Raw genomic sequence first — 12,973 nt, forward strand, 5'->3', positions numbered from 1 at the left:
TCATTTTATTTCTGGATTCCTGCTTTCGCAGGAATGACATTGGTTGCCTTCTCATCACCTGGCAATACATAACTCGGGCTATGCCAGTGCGAGCTAAAATCAAACTCACGATATTCTATGTCTAAATCGACCGGTTCATAAGCTACTTTCTTTAGGTTCTCATCATATTTAACTTGTGTATAGCCTGTTAACGGGAAATCTTTACGTAATGGATGCCCCTCAAATTCGTAATCGGTTAGTATGCGTCTTTTATCGTCATTACCCTCGAAATTTACCCCGTACATATCGTAAACTTCACGCTCATACCAACAAGCGGCACTAAATATACTCATTGCTGAAGGTATAGTTTCTTGTTCAGATATATATACTTTTATTATAAGACGCTTATTTAATTTTAAGCTTAATAAATTATATACTACTTCAAACCTTTTATAGTCAATTGATTTGGACTCGCCTACATTGTCGCTCGTCGTTCTCCTATTAGTTATAGGCTTCGCGCCTTGCTCCTTGTGGCCAAGCCCAACTGAATTGACTACGTTATTCTGAGGAAAATCAGCCCCAAATAAATCAGTAAGTAAAGTGAAGCGTAATTCTTCCGATTCTTTTAAAGCTTTTAAAAACGGCAATAAAAAATTCGGCTCGATTTTATAAGCTAGGTAATCTTTAACCGTGATCGGAGTTATTAAAATGCTAGATTTAGCTGCAAGTCTTTCAATGAGTTTGTCTAGCGTCATACTTAAAACCTGTAGTGCGTTTAATTTTTTTCTGTAACTGCATCAGCCCGTAAATTAATGCTTCGGCGGTAGGAGGGCAGCCAGGGACATATACGTCCACCGGTACGATTCTATCACAGCCACGCACTACCGAATAGGAAAAGTGGTAATAGCCGCCGCCATTGGCACAACTACCCATTGAAAGCACCCATTTAGGTTCAGCCATCTGATCATATACTTTACGTAGAGCTGGTGCCATTTTGTTAGTAAGCGTTCCTGCAACTATCATAAGGTCGGACTGTCTTGGACTTGGTCTAAATAACATACCGAAGCGATCCATATCATATCTACTTGCTGCTGCCTGCATCATCTCAACAGCACAACAAGCAAGCCCAAAAGTCATAGGCCATAAGGAATTAGCTCTCGCCCAGCCTATAACGTCATCAACTTTAGTGAGTAAGCATCCTCTATTAGAAAGCTCATTACTTAATAATTCGTCTTCTTGATAAAAATTATTTTTCATATTACTACCAGTCTAAAGCTCCTTTCTTCCATTCATATATGAACCCGATAATAAGTACGAATAAGAAAAACATCATTGAGAAAAAGCCTATTTGACCTATCGTATTAAGACTAATAGCCCAAGGCACTAAAAATGCAATTTCAAGATCAAAGATAATAAATAAAATAGCAACTAAGTAAAAACATATGTCAAATTTTGATCTTGCATCGCTAAAAGGCTCAAAACCGCACTCATAAGGTTCTAGCTTATCTTTATTATATTTTTTTGTCGATAATAGGTTAGGTAGAATCATTATTAAACCGGAAACCAATAACGCAATACCGAAAAATATGGCAATCGGTAGATATTCTTGTAAAAGTTCTAAGTTTTGTAGCATATGTTTTTTATTATATTGTTCCGTCATTGCGAGAAGAATTGCACAGTAATGCGACGAAGCAATCTCAGGATATTTGATGAGATTGCCACGCAGCCTACGGCTGTTTGCAATGACGTAGATTTAATGACACTTAACTCTATATTTACCTCAAATAGCATCAATTATCAATGACAATATCAGGTTTAACTAGTAGCTTCATTAAAACTAGTACCCAAATACCGCTTGATATCCACCATATTTGCCAAATATTATATGAAATCATGCCGATAATATAGTAATTTATAAAACATGCATAGGAAATTGCCTTGAAATTTTTATTTTCGAGATTACTAATTTGTTTGAGATATTGATAAACTAAGCATAAAAATAATATTAAACCTATTATACCGAGTTCAAGAGTAATTTGTAATATATTATTATGAGGATGAAGCGGCAAAGGATGCCATTTTTCTCCATTGTAATCGATCATTTCACTATCACCAGCTTCGATATATTTAGAAGAAGCTAAGCCATAGCCTAAAATCGGCTTTTCAATGATTTTGTTTGCGACGAAATGCCAAATAAATAAACGATGAGCAGCGGAAGGTTGTGTAGCTAAATATTTTTCAGATAAATCTTGTGGTTCTATTTGTTTAGCTATCACAGGAAATAGTAACGAGCCGGTAATTAAACTTATTGCGATTAATTTGAAAAATATCGGCTTCATAAATCTTGTTAAAATAAATATTACTCCTCCTATACCGAAGCCTAAAAAACTTGCTAAACTATCGGAAATACTTAGTAAATAAAGTACTAATATATATAGCATTAAGGTATGTCGTTTTTTACCGTGAGAAAGTAAAATTATAATCGCTACCCAAGCGGTAATTGAAAGTAAAGCACAACCACGATCTAGCATATATAAGCCAAAACTAGTTTTGAATATTCTTGTTAAAAATCCATTAGAAGAATATTCGATGAAGAATAATAATATTGCTGTGAGAATTCCGAATATTAAGGCTTTTTTAAGCTGTAAGCGATTTTGAAAAGGAGCAGAATTACTAACTGCAAAGCCAAGAAATACGAGTATAAAAACTTGAGTAAAAGTAGCTAAGCTATTAATAAGATGAATTGCGAATAAACAAGATATAAAGCACCAAGCGGTGAATAACATTGTCATACCGTGAGCTTGTAGTGGGATCCAGTCTTTTTTTATTTTTTGGATACCGTGGTCAAGCCACGGTATGACATTGTTACTGGATTGCCACGCTCCTTTCAGGCGCTTGCAATGACGATTAATACCTCGCAGGAATGATATAAGCAAAAAAATTGTAACAGTAGCTGCAGCGGATAAGCCCGCCAGCATCCCAAGGCTTGGAATTAAAAATATTAAACTTGAAATTAAATATTGCATCTAAAAACAATCTTTAGCAAAAATTTCGTAGATTGGGTGTTCAAACGTTGAAAGTGAAATGCTTGAAGAAATCATCCATCCTTGAAAGAGTAAATTAGGATCTTCGTCTATTTTATATTCCGTTATGGTCATCAACAAATAATTATCTTCATTATATGGATCAAGGTTTTTTATACATTTGTGCAATTTGATTTTTATATTACCGAAATATTTTTCTTCCCCGACTTTAAAATCTATCTCTTCAGAAGTAGCAGTAATGTTATTTAGAGCAATAATTTTGCCATTTGTATAATTTTTAAACTCAGAACTATCATTAATATTATCGTTTGGATTTAAAATAGGATGATTTTCATCAAGAGGGATAAATACGTCATTTTCAATATCTTCGGTTGTAGTAACCGACTCTAAATTTTCTGCGAATATAGGAAAATTAATGCATATAGTAATGATAAAAATAATTTTTAGTAATTTCATAGATAAATATATTATTTTTCAAAATTATATACTATAGGGGATTAATGGCAATGATAATTTATGATAAGGTTTTAAGGTCATTACAAGCGATTTCAAGGAGCGTGGCAATCTCAGGAATCTTGCCTGAGATTGCTTAGTCAAAACTTACAATTTTTCCTCGCAATGACTATGTAGGTACAATATGCTCCACTCTAAAGAACTCTTAAATTCTATTTTACGACAGGATTTTTATAGTTTTATAATTAATTTAATACTATTAATCCTGGAGCGGAGTATTATCCAAGTAAGCATATAAGAATAATTACCGATTATTTAAATGCCGTGCAAAGCGGTGATATTAATCGTTTAATAAAAAATATACCGCCAAGGAGCTGACTACAATCTATTTGTGTTAGCGTTGCTTGGCCTGCTTCTTTATTGGGGGTTAATCCTACCAAAAGGATTATGGTTGCCAGCTATTCTCAAATACTTAGCATTAAACACTCACTAGATTGTCAGTTCATTTTAAATTCTGATTGGTATAAAGAACTTCAAGTACTATCCTTAGTAAACCCCATAATCAAAAAAGTAAGTTTTTAACAACAGCTAATGGCTTTAGATTTGCAACATCGGTTGGAGGATCGGCAACAGGTGAGGGCGGTGATATCTTAATTATCGATGATCCTCATAACCCCACGCAAATTCATTCTTATAAAATACGTAAGAAAGTTTATAGATTGGTTTGAGCAAACTTTTGTTAGCAGACTAAATAATCGTAATAAGGGAGCGATAGTTTTAGTTATGCAGCGTCTGCATACGGATGATTTATCCGCTTATCTACTTAATAATAGCAATTCATGGCATCATTTAACAATTCCGGCGATTAGCATGCAAGATTACTCCTTTAAATTAATGAATAAAGAATATCAATATCTTAGTGGTAAAGTTATTAGACAGCTATTAAAGAACCTCCTGATTGTTTAATGAAATTAGAGCAGGAAATAGGTAGCTATAATGATAATGCTCAATATTTACAAGAACCGATAGCACAAAGGTAATCGTTACTGAATATGGAAGATATTAGATTTTATGAAAATCTACCTTCAAGATTTGATTATTTTGTGCACAGCTGGGATACGGCAATTAAGAGTTCCGAAGATTCCGATTATAGTGTTTGTAATATATGGGGGATGCAGAAATATTATCTAGTATCATTAGTACGGAAAAAAATTAATTATCCTGAGCTTAAGAATTTGACGGAAAAATTAGCTAGAGAATATCAGCCAAAATTTATATTAATCGAAGATAAAGCAAGTGGTCAACAATTGATTCAAGATATAGGATTTTTAGGTGGTAATATTAGAGTGATAGGGATTAAGCCAAGCTGTGATAAAGGTACAAGATTCGCCTCGGTAGTTCCTTTATTGCAATCAGCTAGTGTTCTAATACCTAAACAATCAAGCATAATTTTAAAGGAATTACTGAATTTTCCCCATATTAAAAATGACGATATAGTAGATTCAGTTAGCCAGTTCTTGAATTGTATTAAGGATAAATCGTTTAAATATCCTGCAAGGATTCGGAGTTTAATATAAAAATAGTTGCTTTTTTGTATGGATGTTGGTAGTATTTATGTCATTCCCGCGAAAGCGGGAATCCAGTAAAAATACAATTATCCGTTTATGGATTCCTGCTTTCGCGGGAATGACATAGGATTGTGGTATGACACTGATTAGGCTGGGTAGCAAAGTGGTAATGCCGTGGACTGCAAATCCTCTATTCGTCGGTTCGATTCCGACCCTGGCCTCCATTATAGAAATTAAAACATCTTATGGAATTTATTGCGCAATTCCTAGAAATGCTTTTAGCCGAGAGAGCCTTGTCAAAAAATTCTATACTTAGCTATAAGCGTGACTTATTCGATTTTCAAAATTATCTTGCTAAACACAAATTATCCGAATTAAATATTACTACTGAGAATATTAGAGACTGGATTGAGTATCTAGCAAGTAATGATTTGCAAGCACGCTCAATCAACAGAAAAATCTCAACTATAAAAAGTTATTATGAATTTTTAATTAGCGAAAACCATACCGCGTTTAATCCGGTTCTTAACGTAGATTTGCCTAAATATCAAAATAAACTTCCCGAAATATTATCTATAGCTCAAATTAAATCGTTACTTGAACATTGCTCTCAAGATAATTCTCCTGAAGGTATCAGGCTTAATGCTATGATTCATTTGCTTTATGCTAGCGGTCTTAGAGTCTCGGAGCTTGTGAGTCTTAAGCTTGCTGATATTCTGACTAATAAAACGTCTAAAGGAGAAGTAAGAAAAATATTTTCGGTACTTGGTAAAGGTAATAAGGAAAGAGTCATAGTAATAAATGAACAGGCAGTTATCAGTATTGCTAAATATCTTGCAATTAGAGGTGTTTTTGTGAATAAAGCTAAACCAAGAAATCTAATTTATTTATTTCCTTCATCAGCTTTAGCGGGTTATATGACTAGGCAAAATTTTGCTATTCTGTTAAAATCTGCTGCCCTTTATGCAGGACTTAACCCTGAGTATATTTCTCCGCATATATTACGTCACAGTTTTGCAAGTCATTTGCTTGAGGGCGGAGCAGACTTAAGAGTAATTCAAGAGCTGCTTGGTCACGCTGATATATCTACTACCCAAATATATACTCATCTTCAAACTAATCATCTCAAAAAAGCATTGTTGCATCATCCTCTCAATAAAAATTAATTTATCTTAATCTTCTATAAAGTACTTGTTAATATTTCTTAACTAAATATAATAATCCTTATTAAATCTAAGGAATAAATTATATGAAGCTAAAAGACATTATGAACTCTTGTATTAGTAAACCTAGAGAAATTGAAAAAGAATATACTGGATTAGCTCAAAAGCAAGAATCAGGATGCAATGTTTATGGCGGGTTAGGATGTAAAAATCAAGAAGTAAAATTTAGCAATGAGTTACTTAAAAAAATTCAACAAGGTGAAATAACTTTAGAAGTTCTAGAAAATTTAAGGAAATTAAAAATAGATGATAAAAAATCTTTTCTAGCAGATGCAGCAGAGGTGATATCTAACAATATGTTACATGAGCTTAATGCAACAATAATGAAACATGCTTTAGATTTAGTTGATTCTAAAGATACAGCTTTTTTACTTCGTAGAACAAAAGAGGATAGTATATTTCGAGATCTAATATATTTAGAGGCAAAAGAAAACAGGTTTACTGTAGAAATTGATAAAAAAGGAACTTTGAAAATTAACTTTCCTAGTGTGATACTTAAGCTGTACAAGCTATTAATTGATAATTTCTATTTGAAAAAGTTTGAGGAGGAGGCATTGCAGAAAAAATTATATCAAGAATTGTTCACTGATTTCAACATTCCTTTTGAAGAACTAATTGAAAAAAAGGAATTGCAGCAAAAATTATATCAAGAATTATTACCTGATTTCAACATTCCTTTTGAAGAACTAAATTTTTTTGAACATTTTATTGAATGCTTAAAAGGCTTGTATATTAAAAATAGTTTAGCACGAAGCATAATGAGTTTATTTGTAAGTAGAGATATTAAAGAACATGCTGTATGTGAAGAATTACTTGAATTAGATACATTTAAAAAATTATTTGAGGCAAAAATGTCATTATATGGAACTTCTGCTGATTCTAAATTATTAGTGGTTGATTATGTATTAAATGATGTACAAGGTGTTTATATTAGCAATTTAGCATCTTCAAATATTTTAGATTTAGTAATGCATAGTCAATCGCATAATGAAACAATAGAATCAATAGAAATTTTGGGTAATAGCTCAGAACCAGTATGACTTGCTAGATACTGTTTTAAAGTTTTGATTATAAATATAGTAAAAACATCTAGAAATTAATTTAATCTATCATTAATATTTAAATAATTATAAGTGAGATTAATACTAAATATGGCTGCAAAAAATAAAAAAGAAACAGTGAATACTGAAACAAAAAATTTAGCAAATTTAGTTATCCAAGAAATAGGTAACAAAAATTTTGATTTTGTTGTTTTGCAAAAGATGCAGCAGGCGTTTAGTACTGCAAGTAAGCAAAAACAAAGAGAAGCTTTTATAAGTTTGTTAGATAAAAAACTTAATAAAGAGCAATTACATAAACTCAATCAAGCAATAATGGAAAATGCAAATGAATTAATGCCGGATAACGATCCTAATTTCGTTTGTCGTACTCCTAATAATAAAGTTTTTCAAGAAATATTATTATTGGAAGCCAAACGCTCAGGTATGAAAGCAAAATTTAATGATAAAGGAGAATTACAATCTCTTGATGTAAAAGATATAACACAGGAAATATTAGATCACTATAGTATTTTACAAGAAAAATTTTATCCCAAAAGAGATTCTAAAGATTTGATAGATAGTAGAATAGCTCAAAGTATTAATTTTTTATTATATGCTCCACTTTTCCGAGAATCAGATATATATACAAAATTAGGTTTAAAATCCGCTGAGATAGAGCGAGAAATACAAGATCCTAACGGTAAGTATGCTAAACAATTAGTAGATGCTAAAATAGGAACTAATATAAATTTTAATACCAAAGCAAATTTAGAAAATAAAGCACATGAAGGAAAAGAAACTAAGATATCTTCAATAATTGAAAAAGCAATAACAAAACTCAAGAAAGACAAAAAAGTAAATATTGAAGATAAGAGACAAGGAGAAATAAAAAGGCATTTATCTAAATCTTTAGAAGGAGTTTCTGATTATATATTAACATTCAAAAAAAATGATTTAGTAGATGTAATATATCAAGGATTAGATAAAGGACAAACTTGGTGGTCAAAGATTGTTAATTATATAGGTATAAAATCATATTCTATTTCTAAAGAAAATCTTGAGAAAATAGGCACAATAATAAATAGTGAAATGAAAAATTCTTATACTCCTTTAAAGATAGAAGTACAAGAACAGTTAAAACAAATCTCAAAAGAGTTAAATAGATTGAATAATCTGGCATTGCCGTTAGAGGCTAAAAAGGTTCAGGCAAAATCTAAAAAACCGCCTGTTCCTCCAAAACCTGAACACCTCAAAAAAAGAAATCATGGATTGTGATGATTTTGTTGTGTGACTTGAAAAGTACAGTTGTCATCCCGTGATTGATTCACGAGATCTAGCTTAAAATACTAATAATATTAGTATTTTTATTGTTTTTATGGACCCTGTGGTCAAGCTACGGAAGTGATACAGTGGATTTTATTGGTCTACACAAGCAAGCCTTTTGCGGGAATGACATTAATCCCTACAATAATTTATAATTTATTACTTCCCATAATATTATAACCGCAATCTACATAATGGATTTCACCGGTAACACCTTTAGATAATTCACTAAATAAATATACTGCTGCTCCTCCTACATCTTCTTGGGTAGTATTACGTTTTAACGGTGCGGTTGCAGCGTGAGATTTAAGCATCGTACTAAAATCACCTATTGCACTAGATGCTAAAGTTTTGATAGGTCCTGCCGAAATAGCATTTACCCTAATATTATTTTCTCCCATATCGTTTGCTAAATATTTTATACTAGCCTCAAGTGCAGCTTTGGCGACTCCCATAACGTTATAATTAGGTATAACTTTTTCAGCGCCGTAGTAAGTTAATGTCACAATGCTTCCGCCGCTATGCATTAAGGCTTCTGCGGACCTTGAGAGTTCTAAAAGAGAGTAACATGATATATGTAAAGAATTATGAAAATTTTCTAAGCTAGTATCAACATAACGTCCTTTTAATTCATTTTTATCGGCAAAAGCCATACCGTGAAGTAAGAAATCGAAGCTACCCCATTTTTCTTGTATATCATCAAATAAATTACTAATTGATTTTGGCTTCGTAACATCAAGTTCGCTAACAAAATTACAACCTATTTCCTCAGCGAGTGGTTTAACTCGTTTTTCTAGTACTCCCGATTGATAAGTAAACCATAGCTCTGCTCCGTGTTTTTTAGCAAGCTGTGCAATCGCCCACGATATTGACATATTATTTGCAATACCTGTAATTAAGCCTTTTTTTCCTTGTAGTAATCCTGTAGTCATTTATTTACTCATTATATTAAAACTTGCTGAAATGATAGCATGATGTATTATTTTGTAAACAAATAATCGATAAAAATGTATAAACCTAAAATCATATGTTTACTGCTAGGGATATTAAGCGGTTTAGTTTTTGCTCCGACTTTCTTTATACCGGCATTATTAACGTTGTCTTACTTATGTTATATAGTTCAAAAATCCGAAAATTGGCAAGAAGCCACAAAATTTGGTTATTTATTTGGTTTGGGGCATTTTTTAAGTGGAATATATTGGATAAGTATCGGTGTTAGCGTTTATATTGCAGATTTTTGGTGGGCAATTCCTTTTGCGTTATTTGGACTACCTATAGTTTTAGCTTGCTTTATATCGGCAAGCTGCACGTTTAGTTTTTTTGCTAAAAATAATAAATATTACCAATTTATATTCTGTTTATGTTGGGTATTATTTGAGTGGGTACGTTCATGGATTTTTACCGGTCTTCCTTGGAATTTGATTGGTTATGCTTTTTCGTTTTCAGATATTTTAATACAGCCTTTAAGTATAATAGGGATATATGGGCTTAGTTTTATAGTTATATATATTTCTACATCAGCTTATCCTTTATTTAGCAAGCAATTTACTCAGTTAAAAATATTACTAGCTAGTTCAGTCCTAGTATTAACCATCATTGTCATTTATGGAGCAGTAAGGCTAAGTAATAACCATACAAATTTCACTGATATAAAAGTACGATTAGTGCAACCTTCAATACCTCAAACCGAAAAATGGAATGAAGAAGAATTTTGGCATAATTTAATGCTACATATTAATTTATCGGAAAATTTGGAACCTACCGATTTAATTATTTGGTCTGAGGCAGCATTAGTAGTACCTGATGATATACCACAAGTTAAATCAAAATTATTAAAAATGCTAAATTCTACAAATGCTATTTTGATAACAGGAGGAATTTCGGATAATAAAAAACAAGGTGATGAGTTTGAACTTTACTCAGCTATGTATGCTCTTGATAAAAATAATCATAAATTATTTGAATACCATAAATCACATTTAGTACCTTTCGGTGAGTATATGCCCCTTAAAAAGATACTACCGTTTAAAAAATTAACTCATGGTTTAATTGATTATAAAGAAGGAAACGGAGGGCTTGTGTATCTTGAAAAATATAATCTTAAAATTAAACCTTTAATTTGTTATGAATCTATTTTTCCTGATTTTGTACGGACGAATAATGAAATAGCCGATGTAATAATTAATATTACAAATGATGCATGGTATGGTAAATCCAGCGGTCCATATCAGCATTTTCATATTAGTAGAAGTAGAGCCGTAGAGAACGGTTTACCTATGATTAGAGTAGCGAATAACGGTATTTCAGCTATAGTAGATCCTTTTGGCAGAACAATAAAAAAACTAAATCTAAATGAAATAAATGATACTCAAGGTTTAATTCCTAAAAAACTAATCTCTCCCACTATATTCTCGCAATTCGGTAATTTTACTATTTTATTACTCATCGTTTTTATACTTTTAATTAATTATTTATTAGCCTTGATTCTTGATAACAAAGGGTTTTAGTATTATTATATTAAATTTTTAATAAAGTTGCTTGATTAAATATAAAGTAATATATACTGCATTTAAAGTTGAATAGCCTTTATCAATAATTAATTTTTAATTAAAGCTTATTGTTAAAATGAATGATTCAATAAAACATCCAGACAAACTCGCAAGTGAACGTTTAAAAGAACTACGTCTTGCTGTAGGTATTATCCAAAAAGAATGAGGGCAAGCTTTTTCGATATTAGTGCTCTCCAAGTTCAAAAATATGAAGAAGGTTTAAGTAATATACCTATAAGTAGGTTATATGTTTTTGCAAAAGTTTTCAATACGCCTTTAAAATATTTCTTTAATAGTTCTGAAGAAGAAAAGTTAAAAGCTGACAATGAAAATACTCCTAATAATAAAATTGAATATCTATTCAAAGAAATAGAAAGTGATTTCTTAAATAATATTGCTTAAGCAGAAGGGCAATATGAACATGACGTCTCTTTTGATTATAAAGAATTATCAAGGACTATGGAAAGAGCACTTTTATCGTTAACTAGAGCATTTACTACAAATATTAGAAAAATAATCATTGAACGTGTCAGATCAGTATCGATACCTTGTGAATAATATTTAAATTTGCATTGACTTAGCATTACCAAAGTATTAATTTTTATTAAGGTTTAGTAAATTCTGAACCGTCAACAATTATTAAATATATTGGAGGAAAGTTATGAGCAAAAGTAAGGCTATTGAAAATAACGGTATTAGTAATACCAATAGTCCAAATTGTAAATATATGGCCCCAAGACCGGAAGGAGTAAAACCTACCTGTGTAGTAATTACTTATTCTGTAAGCAAGGATATTAAGACTGTTCGTGAAGTATTGGATGAGCGAGGTGCAAGTGTTCATTACATAATTGATAAGGATGGGACTCAAAAAGAATATCATAATGATTTAACAGATCAAGCTTTTTATGCAGGCAAGAGTAGTTGGAAAGGAGAAGTAGGTGTTAATAAGTTTGGTATTGGAGTCATGCTTATTAATGATGCAAAAAGTGATTTTCCTGAAGAGCAAATAGGGCAATTAAAAGAATTTCTTAAGGATGTAACAGAAAGATATCCAAATTTAGATTTAAAACATGATTTAGTCGGTCTTGGTGAAGTAACTGTAAACCGAGAGGGCAATGCTCATATAGCTCCTGGATCAAAATTTCCTTGGAAAGAATTAGCTGAAGCTGGTTTTGGTAGATATTTTGAGACTACGCAAGAGCAAAAGAGTAAATTATTATTAAGTCTTGATAGTACTGGAGAAAAAGTTAATACTTTACAGGAAAATTTAAAAGAATATGGCTATGGAGTAGAATCCACAAGTACATTTGATCAATTTACTCAGCAAGCAGTGAGAGTATTTAATGATCGTTATGGTACAGGTTTACCAAACGAAGAGCCACCTGTAAGTTGGACTGAAGCAGGTCAAGATGTTCTATCGCAATTACTAGGGCAAACGGTATTAGAACAAACAGAAAATGCATAGTTTAAGAAATGAGTTCCTTTTTCATTTTGCAAGCCTTGCTGCATGGGTACTGAACGTCATTAAGAGGGTTAATGGCTTGTTTAGGTCATTCCTGTGTGGATCGATTCCACCCCTGTCATCCTTGCGACTTGATCGCGGGATCCAATTTAAAATACTAAAAATTTAGTATTTTAAAGTTACTTTTATGGATGCCGTGGTCAAGCCACGGTATGACATCGAGTAGGTTGTTTGTAGCCGTGCAACAACTTTATGCAATAATAACGTTTCGTAAAAGCGGTCATGACATCGAAGTATAGGCTATCTCAAATAATTTTTTAGTACTATTTATT

Annotated in this window: 15 protein-coding genes and 1 tRNA gene; 9 read left to right on the forward strand and 7 right to left on the reverse strand. The window is 31.8% G+C overall.

Annotation, left to right across the window (positions count from 1 at the left end; genetic code table 11):
- Positions 1-5 precede the first annotated feature (5 nt).
- From RSA_RS02455 to RSA_RS09970, 6 genes are all read right to left on the reverse strand, one after another.
- Positions 6-734 (reverse strand): NADH-quinone oxidoreductase subunit C, encoded by a 729-nt coding sequence (locus tag RSA_RS02455; RefSeq protein WP_014364620.1) that lies wholly within the window; start codon positions 732-734, stop codon positions 6-8.
- Positions 712-1,236, reverse strand: coding sequence for a NuoB/complex I 20 kDa subunit family protein (locus RSA_RS02460; RefSeq protein ID WP_014364621.1), 525 nt, complete (start codon positions 1,234-1,236; stop codon positions 712-714). The genes RSA_RS02455 and RSA_RS02460 overlap by 23 nt, the downstream gene beginning before the upstream one ends.
- A 4-nt stretch (positions 1,237-1,240) precedes the next feature.
- Positions 1,241-1,612, reverse strand: coding sequence for an NADH-quinone oxidoreductase subunit A (locus RSA_RS02465; RefSeq protein ID WP_014362330.1), 372 nt, complete (start codon positions 1,610-1,612; stop codon positions 1,241-1,243).
- Between the two features lie 157 nt (positions 1,613-1,769).
- On the reverse strand, positions 1,770-3,005 hold the full coding sequence (locus RSA_RS02470; RefSeq protein ID WP_014364622.1) for an O-antigen ligase family protein: 1,236 nt from the start codon (positions 3,003-3,005) through the stop codon (positions 1,770-1,772).
- Positions 3,006-3,479, reverse strand: coding sequence for a DUF2155 domain-containing protein (locus RSA_RS02475; RefSeq protein WP_004995979.1), 474 nt, complete (start codon positions 3,477-3,479; stop codon positions 3,006-3,008).
- A gap of 308 nt (positions 3,480-3,787) precedes the next feature.
- Positions 3,788-3,916, reverse strand: coding sequence for a hypothetical protein (locus tag RSA_RS09970; RefSeq protein ID WP_269208630.1), 129 nt, complete (start codon positions 3,914-3,916; stop codon positions 3,788-3,790).
- A gap of 220 nt (positions 3,917-4,136) precedes the next feature.
- On the opposite strand from RSA_RS09970, the gene RSA_RS09390 reads away from it, so the two are divergent.
- From RSA_RS09390 to RSA_RS02505, 6 genes are all read left to right on the forward strand, one after another.
- The gene (locus RSA_RS09390) at positions 4,137-4,442 is read left to right on the forward strand and encodes a hypothetical protein (protein WP_014364623.1); all 306 of its coding nucleotides are present in this window, start codon (positions 4,137-4,139) and stop codon (positions 4,440-4,442) included.
- Positions 4,443-4,528: 86 nt separating this feature from the next.
- Positions 4,529-5,053 carry a phage terminase large subunit gene (gene terL, locus RSA_RS09395; protein WP_014364625.1) on the forward strand — a complete coding sequence of 175 codons (525 nt, stop codon included), beginning with the start codon at positions 4,529-4,531 and terminating at the stop codon, positions 5,051-5,053.
- Positions 5,054-5,193: 140 nt separating this feature from the next.
- A tRNA-Cys gene (locus RSA_RS02490) sits at positions 5,194-5,268 on the forward strand.
- A gap of 21 nt (positions 5,269-5,289) precedes the next feature.
- The gene (locus RSA_RS02495; RefSeq protein WP_014363033.1) at positions 5,290-6,210 is read left to right on the forward strand and encodes a site-specific tyrosine recombinase XerD; all 921 of its coding nucleotides are present in this window, start codon (positions 5,290-5,292) and stop codon (positions 6,208-6,210) included.
- Positions 6,211-6,293: 83 nt separating this feature from the next.
- Positions 6,294-7,307 (forward strand): DUF5410 family protein, encoded by a 1,014-nt coding sequence (locus tag RSA_RS02500; protein ID WP_014364626.1) that lies wholly within the window; start codon positions 6,294-6,296, stop codon positions 7,305-7,307.
- Positions 7,308-7,418: 111 nt separating this feature from the next.
- On the forward strand, positions 7,419-8,582 hold the full coding sequence (locus RSA_RS02505; protein ID WP_014364627.1) for a DUF5410 domain-containing protein: 1,164 nt from the start codon (positions 7,419-7,421) through the stop codon (positions 8,580-8,582).
- Between the two features lie 197 nt (positions 8,583-8,779).
- Here the strand turns inward: RSA_RS02505 and fabI are convergent, their stop codons facing one another.
- Positions 8,780-9,562 (reverse strand): enoyl-ACP reductase FabI, encoded by a 783-nt coding sequence (gene fabI, locus RSA_RS02510; RefSeq protein ID WP_014364628.1) that lies wholly within the window; start codon positions 9,560-9,562, stop codon positions 8,780-8,782.
- Between the two features lie 75 nt (positions 9,563-9,637).
- On the opposite strand from fabI, the gene lnt reads away from it, so the two are divergent.
- From lnt to RSA_RS02525, 3 genes are all read left to right on the forward strand, one after another.
- Entirely contained in the window at positions 9,638-11,137 is a 1,500-nt protein-coding gene (gene lnt / locus RSA_RS02515; protein ID WP_014364629.1) for an apolipoprotein N-acyltransferase, read from the forward strand.
- A 204-nt stretch (positions 11,138-11,341) separates the two neighbouring features.
- The gene (locus RSA_RS08370) at positions 11,342-11,581 is read left to right on the forward strand and encodes a hypothetical protein (protein ID WP_014364631.1); all 240 of its coding nucleotides are present in this window, start codon (positions 11,342-11,344) and stop codon (positions 11,579-11,581) included.
- Positions 11,582-11,840: 259 nt separating this feature from the next.
- Positions 11,841-12,644 (forward strand): N-acetylmuramoyl-L-alanine amidase, encoded by an 804-nt coding sequence (locus tag RSA_RS02525; protein ID WP_012150694.1) that lies wholly within the window; start codon positions 11,841-11,843, stop codon positions 12,642-12,644.
- The last annotated feature ends 329 nt before the right edge of the window (positions 12,645-12,973 follow it).

Origin of the sequence: Rickettsia philipii str. 364D, assembly GCF_000283995.1 — a bacterium.
GTDB lineage: Bacteria > Pseudomonadota > Alphaproteobacteria > Rickettsiales > Rickettsiaceae > Rickettsia > Rickettsia rickettsii.

Bases quoted from the DNA above. Each gene is read 5' to 3' on its own strand.
- fabI (WP_014364628.1), bottom strand. From the start codon at position 9,562: ATGACTACAGGATTACTACAAGGAAAAAAAGGCTTAATTACAGGTATT.
- RSA_RS02495 (WP_014363033.1), top strand. From the start codon at position 5,290: ATGGAATTTATTGCGCAATTCCTAGAAATGCTTTTAGCCGAGAGAGCC.
- lnt (WP_014364629.1), top strand. From the start codon at position 9,638: ATGTATAAACCTAAAATCATATGTTTACTGCTAGGGATATTAAGCGGT.
- terL (WP_014364625.1), top strand. From the start codon at position 4,529: ATGGAAGATATTAGATTTTATGAAAATCTACCTTCAAGATTTGATTAT.
- RSA_RS02455 (WP_014364620.1), bottom strand. From the start codon at position 734: ATGACGCTAGACAAACTCATTGAAAGACTTGCAGCTAAATCTAGCATT.
- RSA_RS02470 (WP_014364622.1), bottom strand. From the start codon at position 3,005: ATGCAATATTTAATTTCAAGTTTAATATTTTTAATTCCAAGCCTTGGG.
- RSA_RS02460 (WP_014364621.1), bottom strand. From the start codon at position 1,236: ATGAAAAATAATTTTTATCAAGAAGACGAATTATTAAGTAATGAGCTT.
- RSA_RS02500 (WP_014364626.1), top strand. From the start codon at position 6,294: ATGAAGCTAAAAGACATTATGAACTCTTGTATTAGTAAACCTAGAGAA.
- RSA_RS02465 (WP_014362330.1), bottom strand. From the start codon at position 1,612: ATGCTACAAAACTTAGAACTTTTACAAGAATATCTACCGATTGCCATA.
- RSA_RS08370 (WP_014364631.1), top strand. From the start codon at position 11,342: ATGAGGGCAAGCTTTTTCGATATTAGTGCTCTCCAAGTTCAAAAATAT.
- RSA_RS09390 (WP_014364623.1), top strand. From the start codon at position 4,137: ATGATCCTCATAACCCCACGCAAATTCATTCTTATAAAATACGTAAGA.
- RSA_RS02505 (WP_014364627.1), top strand. From the start codon at position 7,419: ATGGCTGCAAAAAATAAAAAAGAAACAGTGAATACTGAAACAAAAAAT.
- RSA_RS02475 (WP_004995979.1), bottom strand. From the start codon at position 3,479: ATGAAATTACTAAAAATTATTTTTATCATTACTATATGCATTAATTTT.
- RSA_RS02525 (WP_012150694.1), top strand. From the start codon at position 11,841: ATGAGCAAAAGTAAGGCTATTGAAAATAACGGTATTAGTAATACCAAT.